Origin of the sequence: Sphingomonas sp. 2R-10, from assembly GCF_030062225.1 — a bacterium.
In the GTDB taxonomy this organism is placed as follows: Bacteria; Pseudomonadota; Alphaproteobacteria; order Sphingomonadales; family Sphingomonadaceae; genus Sphingomonas.
The window spans coordinates 1-25,260 of the sequence record NZ_JASCXF010000030.1 but is presented as its reverse complement, the minus strand read 5'-3'; the positions used below and the strand labels follow the sequence as shown (position 1 = coordinate 25,260).

The 25,260-nt window shown below is 68.1% G+C and carries 18 protein-coding genes and 1 pseudogene; 8 read left to right on the top strand and 11 right to left on the bottom strand.

Features of this window, described 5'->3' with window-relative positions; genetic code table 11:
• Positions 1-55: 55 nt before the first annotated feature.
• On the top strand, positions 56-2,350 hold the full coding sequence (locus QLH51_RS14175; protein WP_125660616.1) for a GH92 family glycosyl hydrolase: 2,295 nt from the start codon (positions 56-58) through the stop codon (positions 2,348-2,350).
• 7 nt (positions 2,351-2,357) lie between these two features.
• Here the strand turns inward: QLH51_RS14175 and QLH51_RS14170 are convergent, their stop codons facing one another.
• The 3 genes from QLH51_RS14170 to QLH51_RS14160 all read right to left on the bottom strand — a co-directional run bounded on the left by QLH51_RS14170 (position 2,358) and on the right by QLH51_RS14160 (position 7,973).
• Entirely contained in the window at positions 2,358-3,356 is a 999-nt protein-coding gene (locus QLH51_RS14170) for an alpha/beta hydrolase (protein WP_125660534.1), read from the bottom strand.
• A gap of 112 nt (positions 3,357-3,468) precedes the next feature.
• Positions 3,469-4,740, bottom strand: coding sequence for an MFS transporter (locus tag QLH51_RS14165; RefSeq protein ID WP_206429189.1), 1,272 nt, complete (start codon positions 4,738-4,740; stop codon positions 3,469-3,471).
• A gap of 386 nt (positions 4,741-5,126) precedes the next feature.
• Positions 5,127-7,973, bottom strand: a complete 2,847-nt coding sequence (locus QLH51_RS14160; protein WP_125660531.1) for a TonB-dependent receptor — start codon at positions 7,971-7,973, stop codon at positions 5,127-5,129.
• 233 nt (positions 7,974-8,206) lie between these two features.
• Between QLH51_RS14160 and QLH51_RS14155 the strand changes: the two genes are divergently transcribed.
• The 3 genes and pseudogenes from QLH51_RS14155 to QLH51_RS14145 all read left to right on the top strand — a co-directional run bounded on the left by QLH51_RS14155 (position 8,207) and on the right by QLH51_RS14145 (position 10,701).
• Positions 8,207-9,586, top strand: coding sequence for a pectate lyase family protein (locus tag QLH51_RS14155; RefSeq protein WP_125660528.1), 1,380 nt, complete (start codon positions 8,207-8,209; stop codon positions 9,584-9,586).
• Positions 9,484-10,314 (top strand): annotated as a pseudogene (locus QLH51_RS14150) (ThuA domain-containing protein); the annotation flags it as partial. The gene QLH51_RS14155 and the pseudogene QLH51_RS14150, both read left to right, overlap by 103 nt.
• Before the next feature lie 36 nt (positions 10,315-10,350).
• The gene (locus QLH51_RS14145; RefSeq protein WP_283514627.1) at positions 10,351-10,701 is read left to right on the top strand and encodes a cupin domain-containing protein; all 351 of its coding nucleotides are present in this window, start codon (positions 10,351-10,353) and stop codon (positions 10,699-10,701) included.
• A gap of 68 nt (positions 10,702-10,769) precedes the next feature.
• On the opposite strand, the gene QLH51_RS14140 is transcribed toward QLH51_RS14145, so the two are convergent.
• Positions 10,770-12,305: a carboxylesterase/lipase family protein gene (locus QLH51_RS14140; protein WP_125660521.1), complete on the bottom strand. Its 1,536-nt coding sequence runs from the start codon at positions 12,303-12,305 to the stop codon at positions 10,770-10,772.
• A 144-nt stretch (positions 12,306-12,449) separates the two neighbouring features.
• Complete coding sequence (locus QLH51_RS14135) at positions 12,450-13,478, bottom strand: LacI family DNA-binding transcriptional regulator (protein WP_125660518.1); 1,029 nt, start codon at positions 13,476-13,478, stop codon at positions 12,450-12,452.
• 116 nt (positions 13,479-13,594) lie between these two features.
• On the opposite strand from QLH51_RS14135, the gene QLH51_RS14130 reads away from it, so the two are divergent.
• The gene (locus tag QLH51_RS14130; protein ID WP_125660516.1) at positions 13,595-14,422 is read left to right on the top strand and encodes a 2-keto-4-pentenoate hydratase; all 828 of its coding nucleotides are present in this window, start codon (positions 13,595-13,597) and stop codon (positions 14,420-14,422) included.
• Positions 14,423-14,600: 178 nt separating this feature from the next.
• Complete coding sequence (locus QLH51_RS14125) at positions 14,601-15,884, top strand: MFS transporter (protein ID WP_125660513.1); 1,284 nt, start codon at positions 14,601-14,603, stop codon at positions 15,882-15,884.
• A 187-nt stretch (positions 15,885-16,071) separates the two neighbouring features.
• Here the strand turns inward: QLH51_RS14125 and QLH51_RS14120 are convergent, their stop codons facing one another.
• Entirely contained in the window at positions 16,072-16,470 is a 399-nt protein-coding gene (locus tag QLH51_RS14120) for an EVE domain-containing protein (protein ID WP_125660510.1), read from the bottom strand.
• 149 nt (positions 16,471-16,619) lie between these two features.
• Here QLH51_RS14120 and QLH51_RS14115 point away from each other — a divergent pair, with 149 nt between their 5' ends.
• Together QLH51_RS14115 and QLH51_RS14110 are read left to right on the top strand one after the other, a co-directional pair.
• Positions 16,620-17,051, top strand: coding sequence for a hypothetical protein (locus QLH51_RS14115; RefSeq protein ID WP_125660507.1), 432 nt, complete (start codon positions 16,620-16,622; stop codon positions 17,049-17,051).
• A gap of 75 nt (positions 17,052-17,126) precedes the next feature.
• Positions 17,127-17,417 carry a DUF3297 family protein gene (locus tag QLH51_RS14110; RefSeq protein ID WP_125660504.1) on the top strand — a complete coding sequence of 97 codons (291 nt, stop codon included), beginning with the start codon at positions 17,127-17,129 and terminating at the stop codon, positions 17,415-17,417.
• 48 nt (positions 17,418-17,465) lie between these two features.
• Here the strand turns inward: QLH51_RS14110 and trhO are convergent, their stop codons facing one another.
• The 5 genes from trhO to ligA all read right to left on the bottom strand — a co-directional run bounded on the left by trhO (position 17,466) and on the right by ligA (position 25,220).
• Positions 17,466-18,401 (bottom strand): oxygen-dependent tRNA uridine(34) hydroxylase TrhO, encoded by a 936-nt coding sequence (gene trhO / locus QLH51_RS14105; RefSeq protein WP_125660501.1) that lies wholly within the window; start codon positions 18,399-18,401, stop codon positions 17,466-17,468.
• The gene (locus tag QLH51_RS14100) at positions 18,401-19,204 is read right to left on the bottom strand and encodes a LytR/AlgR family response regulator transcription factor (protein ID WP_125660498.1); all 804 of its coding nucleotides are present in this window, start codon (positions 19,202-19,204) and stop codon (positions 18,401-18,403) included. Before QLH51_RS14100 ends, trhO begins: the two co-directional genes overlap by 1 nt.
• Complete coding sequence (locus tag QLH51_RS14095) at positions 19,201-20,301, bottom strand: sensor histidine kinase (protein WP_125660495.1); 1,101 nt, start codon at positions 20,299-20,301, stop codon at positions 19,201-19,203. Before QLH51_RS14095 ends, QLH51_RS14100 begins: the two co-directional genes overlap by 4 nt.
• A 126-nt stretch (positions 20,302-20,427) precedes the next feature.
• Positions 20,428-22,929: a TonB-dependent receptor gene (locus tag QLH51_RS14090; RefSeq protein ID WP_125660492.1), complete on the bottom strand. Its 2,502-nt coding sequence runs from the start codon at positions 22,927-22,929 to the stop codon at positions 20,428-20,430.
• Between the two features lie 152 nt (positions 22,930-23,081).
• The gene (gene ligA / locus QLH51_RS14085; protein WP_125660489.1) at positions 23,082-25,220 is read right to left on the bottom strand and encodes an NAD-dependent DNA ligase LigA; all 2,139 of its coding nucleotides are present in this window, start codon (positions 25,218-25,220) and stop codon (positions 23,082-23,084) included.
• Positions 25,221-25,260 lie beyond the last annotated feature (40 nt).

Here is a 25,260-nt window from a genome sequence, read left to right as displayed (position 1 = left end):
GGCATTGCCGGCCGGCTCGGCGAAGATGCGCGCAAGGATCGGGGAGGCGTGGCGGATGCGGTGGATGATGCTGGCACTGGTGATGGGGGCCACTGCGGCGCCGGCGCAGCGGGCGACGGTCGACGACGTCGATCCGTTCATCGGGACTGGGGGCGAGGGGCATAGCTATCCCGGGGCGGTGGCGCCGTTCGGAATGGTGCAGCTGTCGCCCGACACCGATACGGGTTGCGTGACGCGCGAATGCTACGGCCATGCCGCGGGCTATCGGTACGACGATCCGACGATCGAGGGGTTCAGCCATACCCATTTTTCGGGTGCTGGGCATTCGGACCTCGGGGACCTGCTGGTGATGCCGGTCGCGGGCGACGCGGTGCCGATGGACCCGGGATCGCCCGGGCAGCCGGGTTATCGTTCCGCCTTCCGCCACGCGACCGAAACCGCGCGGCCGGGATATTATGCGGTGACGCTCGATCGGCCGGGCGTGCGGGCCGAGCTGACCGCGGGGACGCGCGTCGGCGTGCATCGCTATCGCTTCCCGGCGGGCAAGGCGGCGCATCTGGTCGTCGACCTGCGCTCGTCGCTCTACAACTATCCTGGCAAGATATTGTGGTCGGGGCTGCGGTTGCGGCCCGACGGCATCCTGACCGGATTTCGCGAGACGCGCGGCTGGGCGCCGGGGCGCAAATTCTTCTTCGCGATGCGCTTTTCCGCGCCGCTGACCGCCCATGCGCTGGTCAATCGCGAGAGCGACATTGCGTACAAGGGGTTTCAGGGACCGGGGCGCGGCAGCGATGCGGTGGCGGAGCGGCTGGGCCGGGCGCTGGTCGCGCGGCTCGACTTTGGCGGGCTGGCATCGCCGCTGGAAGTGAAGGTCGCGATTTCGGGCGTGGACGAGGCAGGCGCGATCGCCAACCTGGCGAGCGAGGCCGGCGATTTCGACGCGGTGCGCGACCGGACCAGTGCGGCGTGGACGCAGGCGCTGGGCGCGGTCGAACTGGAGGCGAAGCCGGCGATGCGGCGGATGGTCGCGACCGCGCTGTACCACAGCCTGCTGGCGCCCAGCGTGTGGAGCGACAGCGACGGGCGCTATCGCGGTCCCGACGATCAGGTGCACCGCGCCAACGGCTTCACCTTCCGCTCGACCTTCTCGCTGTGGGACACGTTTCGCGCGCAGCACCCGCTGCTGACGCTGATCCAGCCGGAAGCGGTGAATGCAGGGATCGTGCGTTCGCTGATCGCCAGCCGCGCGGCCAGTCCCGACGGCATCCTGCCGGTGTGGCAGTTTCATGGGCGGGAGACGTGGACGATGATTGGTTATCATTCGGTCTCCGTTATCGCCGATGCGTATCTCAAGGGGATTCGCGGTTTCGATGCGAACGCGGCGCTCGACGCGATGGTCGCCAGCGCCAGCTACGCGCCGTACGGCGGCCTCGGCGAATATATGCAGCGCGGCTACGTGCCGATCGATCGCGAGCCGGAGGCGGCGTCGAAGACCGTCGAATATGCCTATGGCGACTGGACCATCGCCCGCATGGCGCGCGCGATGGGGCGGACCGACGTCGCCGCCGCGTTCGAACGGCGCGCTGGCTACTGGCGCAACAGCTTCGACGCGCAGACCGGGTTCCTGCGCGCGCGCAAAGCCGATGGCAGCTGGCGCGGGCCGTTCGATCCGACCGCGATCAATTACGGGTCGGATTATACCGAGGGCAATGCGTGGCAATATAGCTGGTTCGTGCCACACGATCAGGCCGGGCTGTTCGCCACGATGGGCGGCGACGCGAAGGTCGTGGCGAAGCTCGACCAGATGTTCGACTATGACAATTCGAGGCTCGACTACAGCCATGCCGAGGATATCGCGGGGCTGATCGGCCAATATATCCATGGCAACGAACCGAGCCACCATGTCGCCTATCTCTATGGCTATGCCGGGCAGCCGTGGCGGACGCAGGAACGGCTGAAGCAGATCGTCGACAGCCAGTACAAGGCGACGCCCGACGGGCTGTCGGGCAATGACGATCTGGGGCAGATGTCGGCGTGGCTGGCGTTCACCGCGATCGGTTTCTATCCCGTGGCGCCGGGCACCAACGAATATGTGCTGGGCCGCCCGTTCGTGAACCGCGCGGCGCTGAACCTGCCGAACGGCAAGCGGTTCGTGGTGACGGCGGCGGGGCTGGGCGAGGCGAACCGCTATGTCGCGTCGGTGACGCTCAACGGCCGGCCGCTGACGCGCGGGTATATCCGGCACGACGAGATCATGGCGGGCGGCACGCTGGCGTTCCGGATGGCGGCGCGGCCCGACCGCGTGCGGGCGACAGCGCCGGCGGACCGGCCCTATTCGATGAGCCGGTAGCGGTCCGTCACCCCTTCGCGGCCGGACGGGCGAAGGTGCGGGTCAGCCAGCGGTCGAACGCCTCGACCCAGTGGCCGGCGGGCAGCGCCGGCGATCCGACGCCGAAGCCGTGGCCGCCCTCCGCCACGAAATGCGCCTCGACCGGGCGGCCGGCGCGGCGCAGCGCGGCGATCATCGTCAGGCTGTTGTCCGGCACGACCGCGCCGTCGTCCATCGCGTGCAGCAGGAAGGTCGGCGGGGTGGCGGCGGTCACATGCCCGGCGGGCGAACGGCGCGCGACGGCGGCGGGGGCAGGGTCCTTGCCCAGCAGCCGCTCGGCCGACAGCGCGTGGGTGAAGGGCGGGGCGGCGGCGATCACCGGATAGATCAGCGCGGCGGCATCGGGCCGCGCATCGAGGCGGTCGGTGGCGTCGCGCGCCGGGTACACGCGCTGGGCGAAGTCGGTCTCCAGCGTCGCGGCCAGATGCCCGCCGGCCGAGAAGCCCAGCACCGCGACGCGGTGCGGGTCGAGCCCGTCCCGGGTCGCGGCGGCGCGGACCATGCGCAGGCCGCGCTGCGCGTCCTGCAGCGGCACGTCGGCGCGGTTCGCCCAGCCTTCGCCGGGCAGGCGGTAGACAAGGACATAGACGGTATAGCCCAGCGCATTCAGGCGGCCGGCGATGTCGACGCCTTCGTTGCCGATCGACAGGAAGTCGTAGGCGCCGCCCGGCACGACCAGCACCGACGCGCCGTTCGCGCGCGCCGGACGGAACAGGCGCAGGCCGGGCCGGTCGATGTTGCGCAGGAACGTCGCCGGGCTGTCCGCCGGGACGGTCACGGGGCGGAAGCCGCCACCGGGCGGGGTGCCGGTCCACAGCGGCACGAACGGCGCGGCGGTCCATGCCGCGGGCGGGGCGGGACGATCGGTCGGCGCGCGCGGTGCGGGTGCCTGTGCCGCGACGCCCGCCGGCAGCAGCGCGAGGAGCGGGAGCAGAACGGCACGAAGCGGAAACGGGCGAGCGGCCATGGGATGTTCCTGTCGGTGGAGGACGTCGTCGTCTCGACGGTGGTGCGGCGTTTGGCAAGCCCGGTCTCTCCGGCGGGCGGGGGGCGCGCCGACGCGGCGGCGCGTCCGGGCCTCAGCGGCGGCGGACGGCGCCCTCGCGCAGGGTCAGCAGCACCGGTGCGACCGCGACCGCGACGACCGCGATCATCGCGCCGGGCACCATCACCCATCCGGTCGCCTCCAGCAGCAGGTGCGACACCAACGGCGTCAGGCCGCCGAAGATCGCGGTCGCCGCCGTCGCACCGAGCGCGAGGCCGGTCAGCCGCCCCTCGCCCGGCAGCTGTTCGGCGGTCGCCACCGCGCCGACCGCGCTGACCGCACCGCCCAGCGCCGCCAGCACCAGCGCGCCGACCAGCGCGGCAGACCCGGCACCCGCCATCCATGCGAACATCGTCATCGGCAGGATCGCCGCCCCGACGCAGGCGACCAGCAGCACCGGCTTGCGCCCGACATGGTCGGACAGCAACCCGACCATCGGCGTCACCAGAATGACCATCACCGCCGCGGCGGTCGACAGCCACAGTGCGGCGCCTTCCCCCATCGCGCCGGTGCCGGTCAGGAACGACGGCACATAGACGATGCCGACATAATAGGTGATCGACCCCAACGCCGAGATCGCGAAGCCGCGCGCGATGGCGGCGCGGTGGTGGGTCAGCGCATGGGCGAACGGATTGGCCGGGACCGACCCGCTGGCCTGCTGCCGTTCGAATTCGGGCGATTCCTGCAAGGTCGAGCGCGCGATGCCGATCGTCGCCGCCAGCGCCGCGCCGACGAAGAACGGGATGCGCCAGCCCCATGCCTCCAGCTGCGCGGTCGGCATCAGGCTGACCGTCGCGGCGGAAATGCCGACCGCCAGCAGCCCGCCGACCTCGCTCGCCGCCGATGCCGACGACGTCACCAGCCCGCGCCGCGCGGGCCGCGCGCCTTCGTAGAGATAGGCGACAACCCCGGTATATTCGCCGCCGACCGAGAAGGCCATGACGCAGCGCAGGGCCAGCAGCAGCCACCCCGCCGCCGGCCCGATCGCGGCGCGAGTCGGCAGCAGCGCGATCCCGAGCATCGCCACCGTCATCAGCGCCATCGACCACAGCATCATCCGCCGCCGTCCGAAGCGGTCGCCGATCTGCCCGAACGCCAGCGCGCCCAGCGGCCGCATCAGATACGACACGGCGAACCCGCCCAGCGTCGCCGCCAGCGACTCCGCACCGCCGCCATAGAAGACGCGCGACAGCAGCGTCGCGAGGTAGAGATACAGGGTGAAGTCGTACCATTCGACCACGGTCGAAAAGGCGGCGATGGTCATCGACCCGCGCGAAATGCCGTGCTGCGTGTCGTCGTCCGCCATTGCCGCTTCCCTTCGCGGCAGGGTGGTGGACGGATATCGGACGGGCGGCAAGGGGGCGGGGAGAGAGGCGGTCCGGTCGGGGGCACATCGTCGTTGCCGACAACGTCTCCCTGCCTGTCAGGACACCTCTGAGAAAGGCGGAACGTCCGCCCTGACTTTACCGTACCCCCGCGCAGGCGGGGGGCCAGAGTCGAGCAAGACAACGGTCTACACCTCTCGCCCCTGGACCCCCGCCTTCGCGGGGGTACGCCGCCAGCGCGGCGGCCAAGGTGGGCCGGGAACCCTGTACCCCTGCCTGCGCGGGGGTACGGTAAAGGGACTTTCGCAGAAGCATCTTCCTGCGGGCAGGCGGCGTCAGGCGCGCACCCGCCCGTTCCGCCGCGCCGTCACATCTTCACCCGCGCGCCGACCAGCAGCGTGCGCCCGAAATGGTTGTTCTCGTAATTGCGGCGCACGTCGACGTCGACGATGCGGCGGCGATAGGCGTCGGTCAGGTTCGTGCCTTCGAGCGACAGTTCGAGGAAGTCGGTCAGCTTGTAGCGGATCGACGCGTCGACATTGGCGATCGAATCATAGCCTTCGAAGATGTTGCCGGTGCCCGACCCGCCATCGACATAGGGTCCGCGATACGCGACCGAGGTGCGCGCGCTGAACTTCGCATCCTCGTAATAGAGCGTCGCGTTGAACTGCCGCTTCGACACGTTGTATAGCGTCTCGTTGCGGGTCACCGTCGGCAGCGCGCCGCCGGGTACCGTCGCCGGCCCCTGCTGCGTATAGTCGGCGCTGGAGCGGACGAAGGTCGCGTTCACGATGCCGCCGAAGTTGCGCAAGGGACCGGGCAGGAAACGGAACGGCGCCTGCAACGCGACCTCGATCCCGTCGAGCGAGGCGCCTTCGCCATTGGTCGTCGTGGCGATGGTCCAGATGTCCTGCGCCTGCAACGCCGGGTTCACCGCGGCGGGCGACGACGGCACGAGTACCGAGGGCGACAGGCCGGTTTCGGTGAAGGTGCCGCTGCGCGTGACCGATACCGGGAAGCTCGCGATATCCTTGCGGAACAGCGCGACCGAGAAGGCCGATTGCGGCGCGAAATACCATTCGGCGGCCACGTCGTAGTTGGTCGCGCGGAACGGTTCGAGGAACGGGTTGCCGCTGGTCACGCGGAAGTTGAAGCCGTCGGCCGAACCGCCCGGCGTCAGGTTGCCGAGCGACGGGCGGGTGATGACCTTCGCGATGGCGCCGCGCACGATGATGTCGGGTGTGGGATACAGCGCGACGTTCATCGAGGGCAGCCAGTCCTCGTAATCGCGCTTCACCGTGACGTTGACGCCGCTGTTGATGCCATAGGACGACTGGTCGGTGCGGACGTAGCGGATGCCGGCATTGGCGGCGTATTCGAGGCCGAACACCGTGCCCTTTGCATCGAATTGCAGATAGCCGCCCTTCGTCTCCTCCACCACGCCGCGATTGTTGCCGACGTCGAGCGCGAGCGGACGGTCGTACAGCCCGGTGAACTGCGCCGCCGCGCCGAGATTGGGGACCAGCCACTGGGTGGTGGTGCCCGACGGCACCTTCGCGCCCCGGAGCGTAAACAGCTCGGACAGCGCCGGGGTCGCCTGGAACCCGTAGATCGCGGTCGGGCCGAAGGCGGTGGTCGGCGAACAGGTGATCGTGCCGAGCACGAGGTCGCGCCCGCCATTGCCGCACACCGCGGTGTCGCGCGTGAAGGCGGTGATGTCGTAATCATAGCGCCGCCACACGCCGCCCGCGCGCACCTTGAACCCTTCGGTCACATCCCATTCGGTGCGCAACTGCGCGGTCTTGAACTGGTTGACCACGTCGGATGGCCGGTCGCGGATTTCGGCGAGCTGGAAATTGGCGGGATCGGTCACGCTGGTGCCGAACGACAGCAGCGGCGAATTCTTGTTCGTGTAGTCGTAGCGATAGCCCTGCGCATCGCGATCGTCGAACACCAGCGTCGTTTCGACCGGCACGCTCGCGTCCGACTTCGAATAGCCGCCGAGCAGGGTGAACCGGAACGTGTCGCTGACGTCCTGGTCCCATGTCCCGCCGATCTGGTAGAATTCGGTCTGCGACTGGCGATAGAAATGCTCGGTGCGGACCCATGCGTCGTTCAGCGTCGCCGAGACCATGTTGTTGTTCGAATCATAGGTCGGGTTGAGCACGTCGATCTGCCGCTCGTTCGATCGCAGCAGCACCTCGCCCCATTTCTCGCGCCGGTCGGCCCGGAAGCGCGAATAGAGGCCGTCGATCGACACCTTGGTCGCGTCGGTCGGTGCCCATTGCACGCTGCCGGTCAGGCCGAGGCGCTCGCGGTTGTGCGTCACCTCGCCATAGCGCGGGATGCGCGGGTGGAACGACAGCGCCGCCTGGTCGCACGCCGCGCCGGGGATGTACGTGCCGCCGCGATTGGGGGCGGTCCAGCAACGGGTGCCGTCGACAGAATCGAAGCGCGCTTGGGCCCAGCGGACGGTGTTGTTGCCGATCTCCTTGGTCTCGGTATCCTGATACGCCGCCGAGATCGACGCGCCGAGCGTCCCGTCGAGCGACTTCCACCCGATGAGCCCGGCGAAGCGCGGCCCGACCGTCTTCGACAGGTCGTTATAGTTCGCCACCGCCGATCCGACGAAGGTGAAGCCCGACTTGCCCGCCAGCGGATTGCCGGTGTTGAGGTCGACGACCGCGCCCAGCGATCCTTCGTCCAGATCGGCCGCCGCGGTCTTGTGGACCACGATCGAGCTGAACAGTTCGGAGGCGAACACGTTGAAATCGAACGAGCGGTCGCGGTTGGCGGCGGCGCCGTCGCTCGACGTGGTGACGGTTTCCAGCCCGTTCACGCGGACGCGGGTGAATTGCGACCCCAGGCCGCGGACGGTGATCGCGCGGCCTTCGCCGCCGTCGCGCTGGATCGCGATGCCGGGAATGCGCTGCAGCGATTCGGCAAGGTTCTGGTCGGGGAATTTGGCGATATCCTCGGCGACGATCGCGTCGACCGCGCCCACCGCCTGCCGCTTCACGTTCAGCGCGGCGTTCAGCGACGCGCGGAACCCGGTGACGATGATCTCGCCTTCGGCCTCCTGCGTGGCGGTCGGGGCGGTGGGCTCGACGGTCGTTGCGGGTACGTCCTGCGCCTGTGCGGCGGTCGTCACGGCGATGAACGACGTCGCGGCGAGCAGCGCCTGCATGCCGTGGCGGCGGTTGCGGTATTTCATGGCAATCCCTCTCCCTGTCACGATGACACCGGGCGCATTTTTGCGTCCGGTCGGCCATCGCCTGTCAGGGGCACGGTTCCCGGTCCGGGTCCGTGCCTCCGTCGATCGTTTCCGGTCCGCTACGCAACGGTCCGGAAATCCGGTTCTGCCTTTTTGGCTTGAGAAACCGGTGTCAACGCGACATTGTGCCGTCGCGACGAAGCTGTCAAGAACCGCTCGGAGAGGAAATCAATATGAACCGAATGATCGCTCTGGCGCTGTGCGGCGTGCTGCCCGCCGCGCTGTGCGGCCCCGTCGCGGTGGCGCAGGGTAGCGCCACGCCCGCTGCCGCCAGCGCCTTTCCGGGCGCGCAGGGCTGGGCGGCGGCGACGCCGGGCGGGCGCGGCGGACGCATCCTGCGCGTGACGACGCTGGCCGCCGACGGCCCGGGATCGCTCAAGGCGGCGCTGGAGGCGAAGGGGCCGCGCATCGTCGTGTTCGAGGTCGGCGGGGTGATCGACCTCGGCCGGACGACGCTGACCATCTCCGAACCGTTCCTGACCATCGCCGGACAGACCGCGCCGTCGCCGGGCATCACGCTGATCCGTGGCGGCATCGACATCCGCGCGCACGACGTGATCGTCCGCCACCTGCGCGTGCGCCCCGGCCTCGACGGACAGCCCAGGCGTTCGGGGTGGGAGGTCGATGCGACCAACACCGTCGCCGCGCACAACGTCATCATCGACCATTGCACCATGACCTGGGCGCTCGACGAGAACCTGTCGGCATCGGGCCCGCGCTTCACGGGGACCACGCCCGACGACTGGCGGCGCGGGACCAGCCGCGACATCACCTTCAGCTACAACCTGCTGGCCGAAGGGCTGGCCGATGCCAGCCATCCCAAGGGCGAACACAGCAAGGGGTCGCTGATCCACGACAATGCGTCGGGCATCCTGATCTGGCGCAACGTCTATGCCCATAATGTCGAGCGCAGCCCGTTGCTGAAGGGCGGCGTGCAGGCGGCGGTTGTCAACAACCTGATCTACGATCCGGCCAAGCGCGCGGTGCATTACAACCTGATGGCGCTGGAATGGGCGGGGCACGCCTATCAGGAGGGCAAGCTGTCCGCCGTCGGCAACGTCATGCGCGGCGGACCGTCGACCGACGACGGGCTGCCGTTCCTGATGCTCGGCGGCGATGGCGACCTGCGCTATCACGGGCGCGACAATGTCGCGGTCGACAAGCATGGCAATCCGCTGCCGCTGTTCGGCCGCTATGGCGTGACCCGCGCGAAGCTGATCGAGGCGAAGACGCCGCCGGTCTGGCCGACCGGGCTGCCGGTGCTGCCGGCGCAGGATGTCGAGACGCATGTGCTGGCCAATGCCGGCGCCCGGCCGTGGGACCGCGATGCCGACGATATCCGCGTGCTGTTCTTCGTGGCGGAAGGGCGCGGCAAGATCATCGACGACGAACGCGAAGTCAGCGAATATCCGCATCCGGTGCCGACCGCGGCACCCTTTGTCGATGCGGAATGGGATCTGGTGACGATGGAGCCGAAATCGGGCCGCTATCCGGGGCAGAAGGGCCCGATCCAGGAATCGCTGTCGCCGCGCGACCGGGCGATGCGCCAGTGATCGCCGGACCAGTGACCGCCGGGCCATCGATCGTCCGCCTTTTCGCTGCCGCAGCGGCGCTGCTGTGCGCCACTTCGGCGCTGGCGGCGCCGCGCGTGCTGCTGTTCCACCGCGCGACCGGGTTCGTCCATGATTCGATCCCCGCCGCCGTCGCCGCGCTGACCGTGGTGGCGCGCGAACGGGGGATGGAGCCGGTGGCGAGCGACGATCCGGCGGTGTTCGATGCGCCGCTGGACTATGCCGCGATCGTGCTGGTGTCGACGACGACCGATCCGAAGAAGCCGGCGAGCGAATGGTTCGTCGGCCCGCGGCGCACCGCGCTGCAACGCTATGTCGAGGGCGGCGGCGGGGTGGTCGCGATCCATGCCGCGGCGGATTCGCATTATGGCTGGCCGTGGTATGCGCGGATGATCGGCGGCCGGTTCGCGCAGCATCCCGCCGGCACGCCCGAGGCGGAGGTGACACGATCGCCGCAGCGCCATCCGGCGACCGAAACGCTCCCCGATAGATTCCGCATCGCCGACGAGTGGTACGGATTCCGCGACCTGTCGACCGACCTGATGCCCCTGCTGACCTTCGATCCGCAGTCGATCGGGGCGAACGACGTCAATCCCAAGCCGCTGGCGTGGGCGCACCGGGTAGCGCAGGGGCGGGTGTTCTACACAGGGCTGGGGCATCGCAAGGAGAATTGGGCGGACGCGCGCGTGCTGGCGCATGTCGGCGGGGCGCTCGACTGGGCAGCCGGTCGCGCGAAGGCACCGGCGATGGTCGTGATCGACGAAGCCGCCACCCGCGTTCGCGAGGCGCCGCCGCACGGGCGCATCGGCATGGGCACCGCATGGCGCATCACCGACCGGGTGCCCGGGCGGACGATGGAGTTCCGTCGCCGGACGCTCGACAAGGGGGCGGCGATCGGCGTCCACCGCATCGACCATGACGAGGTCTATCAGGTGCTGTCGGGCGAGGGCGAGGTGACCAGCGACGGCCTGACCCGGCGGGTGCGCGCGGGGACGACGGTGTATCTGTACGCCGGGGCCGCGGTGGGGATCGCGCAGCGGGGCACGAAGCCGCTGGCGCTGACGATCAGCTATCCGCTGGCGGTGCCGGTGCGCTGAGTTTCGGCTGCAATACGTGGCGGGGCGGCGAATTCCCTCGCGCTTTCAGGTCCCGAGGCCGCCCCCATTCACGTCCCCGGCTGGATATACGGGAACCGGGCGAAGAGTTCGCGTTCCCAGCGGCGGGGGTCGTCGACCGCGCGGCTGGTGGTGTCGAACACCATCGTCGCGCGGCCGGGCAGGGTGTGGCGGGGCCAGTCGCGGCCGGGATGGCCATTGCGGGCGAGCGAGACGAACGCCGCCATCATCCGCTGCGATACGGCGCGGGCGGCGGGGCCGGTGCCGCTGACCGATCCGGGGGCGTCGAGCGTGCCGAACACCAGCGGGATGTCGTCGGTATGCGCCGCGCCGCCGCCGGGGCGGACGGGGGAGCTGTAGTCGAGCTGATAGACCCACGCCGGCGCCCCTGCGGCGGCGCGCGCTTCCGCCTCGATCACCTGTCCCGGCCAGCTGCGTCCGGCGGTGGTCGCGCGGTACAGGATGTCGCCGGGCGTCATCGTGGGGAAATGGCGGCGATATTGCGCGACGACCCAGTCGGGCGGAGCGTCGACGCGCAGCTGCGGCGCGATCCGCGCCGCCAGATTGGCCCAGTTCAGGTCGGGCTGCGGCGCGATGAAGGCGCGGGTCTCCTCGCGCGTATTGCCCAATATCAGCGGGATGGCGCGGCCCAGCGGATGCGCGTCGGGCCAGAAGGGGTGGCGCTCCAGCGACCGCATGTCGAGCACCGGCCCCATATAGACCCCGCCGCCGAGGATCGGGTCCTCGGCGGACAGCGCGTCGATCAGCCGGGCGACCGGCAGCGTGGCGGCTTCGGCGGGGGTGGCTTTCAGGCGGGACAGGAACGCCCCGGCGCGGCGGGTAGCGTTCAGCGGGCCGGAGGCGGTGACCTGTTGCCCGCTCATCGTCGCAGCGGCGTGGAACAGGCCCTTCGCGGCGGGCATCGCCATCAGGGTCGCGATCTTGGCCCCGCCGCCCGACTGGCCGAACAGCATGACCCGGCCGGGATCGCCGCCGAAGTTGGCGATGTTGTCGCGGACCCATGCCAGCGCGAGCAATTGATCGCGTTGGCCAACATTGCCGCTGTCGGGAAACCGTGGGTCGAGCCGGGCGAGGTAGAGATAGCCGAGCGCGTTCAGCCGGTGGTTGACCGTCACCACGACGACATCGCCATCGGCGGCGAGGCGGTGGCCGTACACCAGCGGGTCGACCACCGTGCCGTTCATGTACGCGCCGCCGTGGAAATAGACCATGACGGGTCGTCCGGCGCCGGGCCGGGCGTCCGGGGTCCAGACGTTGAGGAACAGGCAGTCCTCGCGCTGGTCGCCGATGTTGGCGCGTTGCGGGCAGGACGGGGCGAAATCGGTGGCGCGTTGCACGTCGCGCAGCGGCGCGGGGGCGCCAACCGGCTGGAATCGCTGTGGCGTCGGGTCGACGCCGTAGCGGATGCCGCGAAAGACCGCGACGCCAGCTTCGCGACTGCCCTGCCAGCGACCGGCGGGGGCGGTGACCACCGGATCGGCGGTCGCGGCACGGGCCGGGCGAGTCAGCGCCAGCGCGGCGGCCCCCGCGATCAGGTCGCGCCGGGCCATCGGTAGCTGGGTCATGGGTCCTCTCCGTCCGATGCCGGTCGTTGCCGGCGGTGGCGTCAGGCCGCGCGCCCGCGGAGAAAGGCCCCAGCCTGCGCTGGGGCGACGGGATACGGCTAACGATTTGGTCGCACGGTAATCGGTGTCATCGCACGCCGCAAGTCACGCCTGCGGCTTGCCGACCGAGGCGCGGCGGATCAGGGTCGACACGAACATCGTCGGTTCGGCCGGTTCGGCGTCGTCGTCATCCTCCTCGCCGATCAGCTTCAGCGCCGCCGCCCGCGCCATGGTGGCGATCGGCCAGCGGACGGTGGTGAGCGGCGGCCAGAGGTGCGAGGCGATCGAGGTGTCGTCGAACCCGACGATCGACAGGTCCTCCGGCACGTCGAGCCCGCGCTGACGGGCGATGTGCAGCGCGCCCGCCGCCATTTCGTCGTTCGAGGAAAAGATCGCGGTCGGCCGCGGCGACAGGTCGAGCAGTCGTTCGGCGGCGCGCATCCCCGATTCGAAGCGATAGTCGCCCTGTGCGATCCACGTCCGCTGCACGCCGAGCCCGGCGGCCTCCATCGCCTCCTCATAGCCCTGCTGCCGTTCGAACGCGGAGCGGAAGCCGTGCGGGCCAGCGATCATGCAGATGCGGCGATGGCCGGCGGCGAGCAGGTGCTCGATCGCGCCGCGCACCGCTTCCCGATCGTTCGACGACACCATATGCGCCGGATCGTCGAATGCGGCCGACCCCATGCGGACATAGCGGCACCCGATCTGGGTACACAGCGCGGCGAGCGCGTCGTTCTCCGAGATCGGCGGGAGCAGCATCACGCCGTACGGGCGCTGGCGTTCGAGGAAGCGGCGGATCTCGTCGCGCATGTCGGGCGCGCCGCGATCGACCGGATGGACCAGCAGTTCGAATTCGGTGTCGCGCAACACCTCCAGCAATCCCTGCTGCACGCGCAACACCATCTGCGCATTGGGATTGTCGTGGATCAGCGCGATCAGGAAGTTGCGGCGCAGGGCCAGCGCCCGCGCCTGCGGGTTGGGGATGTAGCCGAGGGCGGCGATGACCGCCTGAACCTTTTCGCGCGTCTCCTGATTGAGCAGCGGCGACTGGTTGATGACGCGGCTGACCGTCTTTTTCGACACGCCGGAAAGTCGTGCGACGTCGTTGATCGTCGGCTGGCCCGTTTTCTTCATGGACACAGCGATAGCTTGGCCGGTCCGATCCGCCAATGTCCCCGCGACGATTTAGATGGCTTGTGTGTGACACCGGTTTCCGTTACCCCATCTGAACAAGATGGAGAGGCTGGGGCATGGGTAATCGCGATCGGATCGCGCAGGCGTTCGTCACTGCGCGGCGGCAGGCGGCAGGGGTTTCGCCCTATCCCGGGGACGCGCCGGCGACGCTGGCCGAGGCCTATGCCATTCAGGATCGCGCGATCGCGCTCGACGGGCGGCAGGTCGTGGGCTGGAAGGTCGGCCGGATCAACGCGCCGCTCGACGGACAACTGGGCGCCAACCGGCTGGCCGGACCGATCTTCGCCGATCAGGTGGTCGGCAGCGAGGCGGACGCCATGGGCGTGATCGCCGATGGCTTCGCCGCCGCCGAGGCGGAATATTGCGTGCGGATCGGCCGCAGCCCGGCACCGGGCCGGACCGGCCTGTCGCTCGACGAGGCGCTGGAGCTGGTCGACGCGGTCCATGTCGGGATCGAGATCGCCAGTTCGCCCTATGCCGGGATCAATACCGACGGCCCGCTGGTCACGATCAGCGATTTCGGCAACAATTTCGGCCTGCTGGTCGGCGAGGAAGTGCCCGGCTGGCGCGAACTGTCGTTCATCGACTGGCCGGTCGAATCGCGGATCGACGGCGCGGTGGTGGGACAGGCGAGTGCGCGGACGATGCTCGACGGCCCGATCGGCGCGGTGGCGTTTCTGGTCGATTGCCTTGCGGAGCGCGGCATCGCGCTGACGCCGGGGACATGGGTGTCGTCGGGCGCGGTGACCGGCGTACACCAGATCGCGCCGGGGCAGCGTTTCGAGGCGGATTTCGCCGATATGCAGGTTGCCTGCGGGATCGTGGCGGCGGGTGGGGTGGCTGACATCGTCGGTACCCCCGCGCAGGCGGGGGTCGAGGGTTGACGGTAACCGACGCCTGAACTGCCCGGCTCTGGACACCCGCCTGCGCGGGGGTACGGGTGTTGGCGGCAACGGCGTGGGATCGATCCTTCCCGGTCGGGAAGGAACGCGACAAGCCGCCCCGGCAGAGGGCGGACGAACCGGTCCAGTGCGGCCGCAGAGGATGCTAGTGGAGGCGTGAATGGCAGGACAAGCGGACGGCATCGAACGCGCGGTTAGCCGCGCAGGGCGGTATCGCTGGGGGATCGTCGGCCTGTTGTTCATGGCGACGGTCATCAACTATGTCGATCGACAGATGATCGGCGTGCTGAAGCCCACGCTCTCGCAGGACCTCGGCTGGACCGAGACCGATTTCGCCAACGTCATCTTCTTTTTCCAGCTGGCCTATGCGATCGGCTATATCGGGTTCGGGCGGATCGTCGACGTGATCGGCGCGCGCATGGGCTATGCCGTCGCGTTCGTCATCTGGCAGATCGCGCATATCGCCCATGGCGGCGCGTATGGCGTGACCCAGTTCGCGATGGCCCGGTTCGGGCTGGGGCTGGGCGAGGCCGGCAACTTCCCCGCGGGCATCAAGGCGGTGACCGAATGGTTTCCGGCCAAGGAGCGCGCCTTCGCGATCGGCGTGTTCAATGCCGGTGCCAATGTCGGCGCGATCATCACCCCGCTGGCGGTGCCGCTGCTGACTGTCGCCTATGGCTGGCGCATGGCGTTCGTGGTGACCGGGGTGGTCAGCCTGGTCTGGCTGGTCGCGTGGCTGATGTTCTACCGTTCCCCGCGCGAGCACCCCAAGGTGTCGGCGGGCGAACTGGCATGGATCGAACAGGACCCGGCCGATCCGGTGCAGCCGATCGCGTGGCGCAAGCTGGTCACCAAGCGCGAGACCTGGGCCTATGCGCTCGGCAAGTTCTGCATCGATCCGATCTGGTGGTTCTTCCTGTTCTGGCTGCCGGGCTATCTGGGCGATCGCTACGACCTCGACCTGCTGAGCTTCGGGCCGCCGCTGGTCGCGATCTACCTGTTGTCCGACCTCGGCAGCGTGGCGGGCGGCTGGCTGTCGTCGCGACTGATCGCGGCCGGACGGACGGTCAATTTCGCGCGCAAGACGACGATGTTCGTGTGCGCGGTCGCGGTGCTGCCGGTGTTCTTCGCCCAGTCGATCGACAATCTGTGGGTCGCGGTGCTGGTCATCGGGATCGCGACGGCGGCGCATCAGGCGTTCTCGGCGAACCTCTACACGCTGCCGTCGGACCTGTTTCCGCGGGCGGCGGTGGGATCGGTCGTCGGCATCGGCGGTACGATCGGCGCGGTCGGCGGCATGTTGATGGCGAAATATGCCGGCTATGTGCTCGACGGCATCGGGAGTTACGCGCCGTTGTTCTTCGTCGCCGGCTCGGCCTATTTCGTGGCGTTGCTGCTGGTGCACCTGCTGTCGCCGCGGCTGGCGCGGGTCGAGGGGGCGTGACTACCCGCTGCGAATTATTCCGCCGACCGTTCGTCCTGATTAGCCGCTGAGCTTGTCGAAGTGGCGTATCGAAGGACCGCCAAAGGTGCTTCGATACGAGCCTTCGACAAGTTAAGTTCAGTCTCTAATCAGCACGAACGGATGTTGATTCAACAGATAATTCCGTTCGGTTCGAGGGGAAGGGGGCTTACTCCCCCGCCAGCCCCGTCACCACCGCCCATTCCGCAGCGCTGACTGGCGATACCGACAGCCGCGACTGGCGCAGCATCGCCATGTCCCGAAGCGCGCCTTGCGCCTTCATCGCCGCCAGCGTCACGGGGCGGGGCAGCGCATGGTCCGGCTCGACCCGCACCGACACCCAGCCCTCGTCACCGTCCGCCCGTGCCGTCCGCGCGATCCGCACCACGCCGACCGCCGCCTTGTCCTTGCCCGAATGATAGAACAGTGCCTTGTCGCCGACCGCCATCGCCCGCAGGTGCCGGGCGGCGGCGTGGTTGCGCACGCCGTCCCATTCGGTGCCGCCGTCGCGCACCAGATCGTCCCAGCCATAGCTGTCGGGTTCGGATTTGAGCAGCCAGTGTGCCATGCCAGTCTTCCCTGTCGATAAACGGCCGGTGAATATACAGTTCCGCGTCCGTTCAGTCGCACCATGCCACAGGAAACAACATCGGCGCAGATGCGTCGACATGGCAATGCGGGGTCGCGAGGACCCCCGGCATGTTGAGGAGAATGGGCATGAAGACCTTGCTGACCAAGGCGGGCCTGGGGCTGTCGCTGGCCGTAACCGCGCTCACCGCAGCCGCACCGGCCGATGCGCAGTGGCGTCGCGGCTATGATCGGGGCTGGGACCGGGGGTATGATCGCGGCTGGGATCGCGGCTGGAACCGCAATCGCGGCAATGGCGGGGCGGCGGTCGTCGCCGGGATCGCCGGTCTCGCCATCGGCGCGGCGCTGGTGTCGAGCGCCAACGACCGGCGCTATCGCGACCGCTATTACCGCGACCGCGGCTATGCGTACGACTATGACGACCGCTATTACCGGCAGCGCGGCTATTATCCGAACGACGGCTATTACGCGCACCGTTACAGCAACTACCGGCAATGCTGGATCGAGCGGCGCTACGATCCCTATTACGATCAGCGGGTTCGCGTCCGCGTCTGCAACTGATCGGGCAGGGCGGGGGAGGGATCCTCCGCCCTTTCCGCTTGGCGGCGGGGGCGTTTTGCGGCATGGGCCGCGCCCATGACTGACACGCCCCCCGATCGCCTCTCGATTAATCCGCGCAGCCCGCATTTCGACCAGCCCGTGCTGGAACGCGGCATCGGCATCCGCTTCAAGGGCGCCGAGCGCACCGATGTCGAGGAATATTCGATGTCGGAAGGCTGGATCCGCGTCGCGCTGGGCAAGAAGGTCGACCGCAAGGGCCAGCCGCTGACGATCAAGCTGTCGGGCCCGGTCGAGGCGTATTTCCAGACGCCGGCCGAGGGCGATGACGCTGCGGTCGAGGACGTGAAGGCGGACGACGCGGAGTAAGCCGCTCCGGCCGTCGCCCCGGCGTAGGCTGGGGTGACGGCAGAGGGATCAATCCTCTGGTTGTTCCATTCGCGCGCCGACATGCCGCTCGCCGCGCCTCGCCGCCAACGCAACCTGCCGATGTCGTTCCGCCTTGCGCGCCAGCGCCTTCGCATCCCGCGTGCCGGCGCAGGCGGGGCATTGCACGCCTTCCTCGAACAACGGTGACGCGCGGTCCTCGGGGCTGACCGGCATGCGGCAACCGCGGCACAGTTCATGGGTGCCCGGCGACAGGCCGTGGCCGACGGCGACGCGTTCGTCGAACACGAAACATTCGCCGGCCCACGCGCTCGCTTCGGCCGGCACGTCCTCCAGATATCGCAGGATGCCGCCGTCGAGGTGATAGACCGCCTCGACACCCTCGCCTTTCAGGAACGCGGTCGATTTCTCGCAGCGTATGCCGCCGGTGCAGAACATCGCGACCTGGCGCTTGCCCGCCAGCAGCGTGTCGCGGTTGGCGCGGAACCAGTCGGGGAAGTCGCGGAAGCTGTCGGTGCCCGGATCGACCGCACCGGCGAAGGTGCCGACCTTCACCTCATAGGCATTGCGGGTGTCGATCACGACCGTCGCCGGATCGGCGATCAGCGCGTTCCAGTCGGCCGGCGCGACATAGGTGCCGACGATGGCGGTCGGATCGGTGCCGGGCACGCCCATCGTCACGATCTCGCGCTTCACCCGTACCTTCAGCCGGTGGAACGGCAGGGTCGCCGCCGTGCTTAACTTCGGCGTCAGGTCGTCGCAGCCCGGCAGCGCGCGGAGTGCGGCCAGCGCGGTGGCGATGCCCTCCGCGCTGCCGGCGATGGTGCCGTTGATCCCCTCGGGCGCGATCAGCAGCGTACCGCGGATGCCCGCCGCGGCCAGGACCGCGTCCATCGCGTCGCGCACCGCCCGGGGATCGTCGATCTGAACGAAGCGGTACAGCGCCGCGACGGTAACCCCGGTCATCAGTGGACGAAGCGCGCCACCACGTCGCGGTACGAGCGGCTGACCTTCACCTGCGATCCCGATTCGAGGATCAGGAAACATTCGCCGTTGGTATGCGGCTTCACCTGCTTGACGAGGTCGAGGTTGACGATGGTCGAGCGGTGCACGCGCTGGAACCGGCGCGGGTCGAGCCGCTTTTCGAGGTCCTTCATCGTCTCGCGCAGCACCAGCGAATTGTCGCCGGTGTTGATGACCATGTAATCGCCCGCCGCCTCGATCATCTCGATCGTGTCGACGTCGACGCGGAAGATCTGGCCGCGATCCTTGATGTTGATGAGCTTTTCGAAGCGATTGGCGCCGACCGCGTCGTCGCCCTCGGCCTCCATCTCGGCCGCGGTGTCGGGCGCGACCTCCGCCAGCACTTCCTTCAGCTTCTCGACCTCGGCCTGGCCGCGCTTTTCGGTCAGGCGCTGGCGGACGCGGTCGAGCGTATCGGCGAGGCGCGATTCCTCGACCGGCTTCATCAGGTAATCGACCGCCTGCGCCTCGAACGCGCGGATCGCGTGGTCGCTGTAGGCGGTGACGAACACCACCAGCGGCGGTTCGACCTCCATCAGCCCCTGCACCACCGAAAACCCGTCGAAGCCGGGCATCTGGATGTCGAGGAAGACGAGGTCGGGCTTGTGGGTCTTGATCGCGCGGATCGCCTCGCGACCGTTCATGCACTTGTCGATGATCTCGACATCCTCATGCGCCTGCAGGCGTAGTTCGAGGCCCTGGATCGCCAACGATTCGTCGTCGACAAGGATGGTACGGATGGTCATGCAGCCTCTTTGGTAACGTCTTGCGTCTGGAACGGCAGTTCGATCTCGACCACGAATCCGCTCCCGCTCCCCGAACGGGTATCGAACCGATGGTCGGGGCCGTACGCCTGTGCCAGCCGGTCCCGGATATTCTGTATGCCGACACCGGTGGACAGCGTCGGCCGCTTCGGCCCGTCGATCAAGCCGGGCCCGGTATCGGACACGGCGATCTGCACCCGATCCCCGGCCAGTCGAGCGGTGATCGCGATATCGGCCCCGTCCTCTTGCGGCGTGACCGCATATTTGATCGCGTTTTCGACCAGCGGTTGCAGCAGCAACGAGGGCAGCCGCGCATGCGCGACGCGGGCGTCGATATCGAAACTGGTGCGCAGGCGATCTTCGAACCGCATCTTTTCGATATCGAGATAGAGTTTCAGCGTTTCAACCTCCTGCTCCAGCGTGACGTGCGCGGTCGGTTCGTTCGCCAGCGTGTAGCGCAGGAACGACGACAGCCGGCTGAGCATCACGTTCGCCTTCTCCGTCTGCTTGAGCAGCACCAGCGTCGAGATCGAATTGAGCGTGTTGAACAGGAAATGCGGGTTCAGCTGATAGCGCAGCATGGCGAGCTGCGCCGACGACGCCTGCATCTCCAGCATCCGCATCTCGTCGACCTGCTGTTCGACGACCAAGTAGAAATTGATCCCGAAATACAGCGCCGACCAGCCGGTCAGGACGGTGAAGTTCAGGAACAGCGTGCCCAGCACCAGCGACAGGCTGACATCGGGCGACACGTTGCGGATGAAGGTGAAGACGAACGCGTCGATCAGCGAATAGGCGAAGGTCGCCGCCGACAACGTACACATCGTCAGGAAGATCGCGGGCACCCGCGGCAGCGAGCGGTAATAGCCGTATAGCACGCTCATCAGCAGCGTCAGGCAATAGCCGACGATCACCTCGACGATATTGCCCAGCACGTTCTTGAGCGACGCCGCGCTGGCCACGGTCGATACCGAGCGCAGCAGGAGATAGCCGGTCCAGCCGGCCGCCTGCAACAGCCAGAAGGCGCGGTTCTTCTGTTCGAAGAACGGGCGCGAGAAAATGGCGGGCTTCGGCGTCATGTGCTCCGACGTCAGGTAGCCCCGGCGGGGCGGTTGCGGGACCGCTCTAGCGCAAACCGCGCCCAAACGAAAACCGCCGCCCCGTTGCCGGGACGGCGGTTCACGGTTGGTCGGGTCGGGCAGGGCTTAGAAGCCGAACTTGATCGAGCCGATGACGGTGCGCGGATAGCCGACGGTGAAGTTCGGGTTACCCGAGCGCGCGTCGACCTGCGTGCTGATGTTGCCGAAATACCGCTCGTCGAGCAGGTTGCGGACATTCAGCGACAGGCTGGTGCGCTTCAGGCCATAGTCTTCGAGGCTGAAGCGCGCGTCGAGATCGACCAGCGTATAGGCACCGACGACCACGTCGTTCAGGTCGGTGGCATAGCGTTCATCGACCCACTTGCCCTGCACGCCGAGGCTGGCCGGGCCATAGTTGAATTCGGCGCGACCACCGAACTGCCATTCGGGGGTTTCGGTAACCTTCTTGCCGCGCGTCGCGACGACCTGCGTTCCGGTCGTCCGTACGTTCGAAAGCAGTTCGGTGTGGGTGTACGACGCGATCGCCGTCAGCCCGACCCAGCTCGCCGGACGCACCGTGACGGTGCCGTCGAAGCCATAGCTTTCCACCGCACCGATGTTGCGGTCGAACGAAATGCCCTGTTCGAAGTCGAACGAGGTCACGATGCGGTTCTTGTACCCGATGTACCAGCCGGTCAGCTGCGACTGCACGACGCGGCTGTTGTAGCGCAGGCCGAGATCGAACGAGTCGGTCTTTTCCGGCTGCACGTCGATGAACGGCGCGCGGTACAGGTTGTCGGTACGCGGGGCCGACAGGCCCTTGGCGTAGCTGCCGAACATGCTGATGTTGGTGTCGACGAAGTTATAGGTGAAGCCGACGTTCGGCAGGATCGCGTCGTACTTATACTGCTGCGCATAGGGAGCGTAGAGCGGCTGCGGATTGCCCGTGCTGGTAAAGGTGCCGCCCGGCTGGACGATCACATAAGGCTGCGTGCCGGTGACGGTCGGGTTGGGGATCGGCTGGCTGGAGCAATAGGCGAAGCCGTCACGTGCCTGGACCGGGCAATAGGTTTCCAGATCGCGTTTGAAGAACGGGACGCGGATACCCGCCTGGATCGTGAAATTGCGATCGAAGAAACGACCGATATATTCGCCCGAAATCTGGTTCAGCAGGGCGACCGACTTGCGGTCGCGCTGGGTGATCTTGAACCCGTCGGCGGCCAGCACCGGGCGACCGTTGCGACCCGCAAACGGGTTTTCCGGCATGCCGTTCGAATAGAGATAGCCCCATTCGCCGGTCTGACGATGCTGCGCATTGTCATAGGTATAGGCGACGCGCACGCGCTGATCTTCGGTGATGTCGTAGCGCAGCGATGCGATGCCGGTGTAGCGGTTGGTGTTGGTGATGTTCGGCGTGAAGAAGCGCACGGTGTCGAGGAAATCGCCGTCACCGTTGAAATCGGCACCCGGCGAACCGGTCAGGCTGCCCTTGGCGCGCGGATCGCTTTCGGCCAGCGTCGACGTGCCGCCGCCATGGGCGAGGACATACTGGTACGACCCGTCAAGGGTCAGCGTCAGCCGGTCGGTCAGCGAGAAGCGCGAATTGGCGCGGACGTTCCCGGTGTTCGACGGGTTGATGCGAACGCCGTAGTAGTTCGAGCAGTTGGCGGCAGCCTGCGCCGTGCCGTTCACCGGGGTCGGCACGTTGCAGAACGCGTCGTTCTCGATATTGTTGACCGTTTCGAACTGGCTGTTGTTCAGGTCGAGGCGGATCGGGTTGTCCGGGGTCGCCGCGGCGTTGGCCGGGATGACGCCGGCGGGCAGGGCGTTGCGGATGTCGCCCAGCGTCGGGTTGCGATACTGGTTGTTCCGGTTCTCGTTATAATGGCCCGAGATACGGATGAAGTCGCCGTTATCGCCCAGCGGCTGGTAAATGCCGGCATTGAACTGCTGCTTGCGGATTTCGCCCGGACCACGGAACTTGTCGTTCGATGCCTTCGACGCCGACAGGAAGGCGCGGGTGCCGAACGAGGTCAGATTGCCGGTTTCGATCAGGCCGAACACGCGGTGAAAATCGAAATCGCCGTAGGAGGCGACCAGCGTCGCCGACAGCGTTTCCGACGGGATCAGCGTGCGATAGTTGATCGTGCCGCCCGACGACGATGCGGTCGGGCTGTCGACGTCGGTCGCGCCGAGGTTCACGTTGATCTCGTCGACCAGTTCGGGATCGAGCTGCTGGTTCGAATAGATCGCGTAGTTGCCCGAATCGTTCAGCGGGAAACCGTCGAACGTCAGCGAGACGCGGTTGCCGTCGAAGCCGCGGATACGGATGTTGCCGCCGGCCGAACCGAACGGATCGCTCTGGGTGAAGTTGACGCCGGGAACGATGTTCAGCGCGTCGAGGACGGTGTTGCCGGGCGTCTGCTTGGCGAGGAATTCCTGATCCAGCACGACGCGCGCCTTGGGGCCATCGGGAATCTTGATGCCGTCGACGCCGTTACGGGCGCTCGAACCGGTGACCACGATCTCTTCCGATTCGAAGTCGGTCGAACCGGTCGACTGCGCAAAGGCCGAGGCAGGGAGGATGAGCGCGGCGAAGGCTACGCCGGCGAAGAGCTTGGTGTTCATAGGTCCCCTTTGAATCGCAGTTTTCCTGGCGCGACTCGTCCGTTGGTCAGGCGGTGTAGCTCACCGTCCCGGCGCCAATGGACGCGCCATATTTCTATTTCGCGACAACCGAAAGCGGGGGGGCCAGACTGTTTTGATGCGTTGCAAAAACGTCACGTCGTCGCAGCAGATACGATCCTGCCCCATGCTACCTCGTCGATCACGCGGATGCCCAGTTCCTCGGCCTTCGCCCGCTTCGACCCGGCATCGGCGCCGACGACCACGAGGTCGGTCTTCTTCGATACCGACCCCGCGACGCGCGCGCCCAGCGCGTCGGCCTGCGCCTTCGCCTCGTCGCGGCTGAGCGTCTCGAGCCTGCCGGTGAAGACGACGGTCTTGCCGGTCAGTTCGGAGGCGACGGCCCGGTGCTCTACGGGCAGGGGGGTGACTTCGCGCAGGAGGTCGTCGACCACCGCGCGGTTATGCTCCTCGGCGAAGAAGGCGAGGAGGGCGTCGGCGACCTCCGGGCCGATGCCCTGCGTCTCGATCGCCGCGACCAGTGCACGGCCGCGGCGCAGCACGAACTTGCGATCGTTCTCGCCGATCGCCGGCACCGTTTCGGCGCGCACCGCCAGCGCGCGCCCGATCATGTCGAGGAACGCGTCGATCGTGCCATAGCGCCGCGCGAGGTCGCGCGCGGTGACCTCGCCGACATGGCGGATGCCGAGCGCGAAGAGGAACCGGTCGAGGCCGATCTCGCGCCGCGCGTCGATCGCGTCGATCAGCTTGCCGACGACGAGGTCGGACATGCGTTCGCGCTGGACCAATGCCTCGCGATGGGTCGCCAGGCGGAAGATGTCGGCGGGCGAGGCGATCAGCCCGTCGCGGAAGAAATCCTCGACCCGCACCAGCCCCAGCCCGGCGATGTCGAAGGCGTGACGCGAGACGAAGTGGATCAGCCGCTCGACCCGCTGCGCGGGGCACACCAGCCCGCCGGTGCAGCGCACGACGACTTCGCCCTCGCCCCGTTCGGCGAGCGAGCCGCATTCGGGGCAGGCGGTCGGGAACGCGTACGGATCGCGCGCGACATCCCGGGTCAGGTTGTCGACGATCTGCGGGATGACGTCCCCGGCGCGCTGGACGACGACGCGGTCGCCGGGGCGCACGCCGAGCCGCTCGATCTCGTCGGCATTGTGCAGCGTCGCGTTGGTGACGACGACGCCGCCGACCGTCACCGGCTCCAGCCGTGCGACCGGGGTCAGCGAGCCGGTGCGGCCGACCTGGATGTCGATCGCCTTCAGGTCGGTCTGCGCGCGCTCGGCGGGGAATTTGTGCGCGATCGCCCAGCGCGGCGCCCGGCCGACGAACCCCAGCCGTTCCTGCCAGTCGAGCCGGTCGAGCTTGTAGACGACGCCGTCGATGTCGAACGGCAGGTCGGCACGGCTCCCCTCGATCGCGCGGTACACGGTGAGCGCCTGCGCCGCACCGTCGCATCGCTGAAAGGCGTCGGCGACCGGAAAGCCCCAGTCCTTGAGGGCGGCGACGACCCCGGCCTGCGTATCGGCGGGCAGCGCCGCGACCTCGCCCCAGCCATGGGCGAGGAATTTCAGCGGGCGCGACGCGGTGACGGCGGCGTCCTTCTGGCGGAGCGATCCGGCGGCGGCGTTGCGCGGGTTGGCGAACTGGCGCGCCTTGGCCGGATCGGGCGCGTCGGCGAGCAGGCGGGCGTTCAATCCGGCGAAGTCGGCCTTCGCCATATACACCTCGCCGCGCACCTCGAACACGTCCGGCGCGGCGGCGGGCAGCGTCTGCGGAATGTCGGCGATGGTCGCGACATTGGCGGTCACGTCCTCGCCCACCGCGCCGTCGCCACGGGTCAGCGCGCGGACCAGCTTGCGAGCCTCGTAGCGCAGCGAACAGGACAGGCCGTCGATCTTGGGCTCGGCGGTCAACGCCACCGGCGCATCGTCGGGCAGGCGCAGGAAGCGGCGGACGCTGGCGACGAATTCGGCCACGTCGTCATCGGCGAAGGCGTTGTTGAGGCTGAGCATCGGCCGGGCATGGGCGACCTTCGCCAGATGCCCCGACGGCGCGGCTCCGACGCGCAGCGAAGGAGAGTCGGTGCGGACCAGCGCGGGGAACGCCGCCTCGATCGCGCGGTTGCGGCGGATGAGCGCGTCGTAATCCGCATCGGTCATCACCGGCGCGTCGTCACCGTGATAGGCGGCATCGGCATGCGCGATCCGCTCGGCGAGCAGCGCCAGTTCGGCGGCGGCATCGGCTTCGGTGGCGGGCAGGGGGGACGTGGTCATGCCCGATCGCTATCGGCGCAGGGGCGGGCGATCAAGGGGG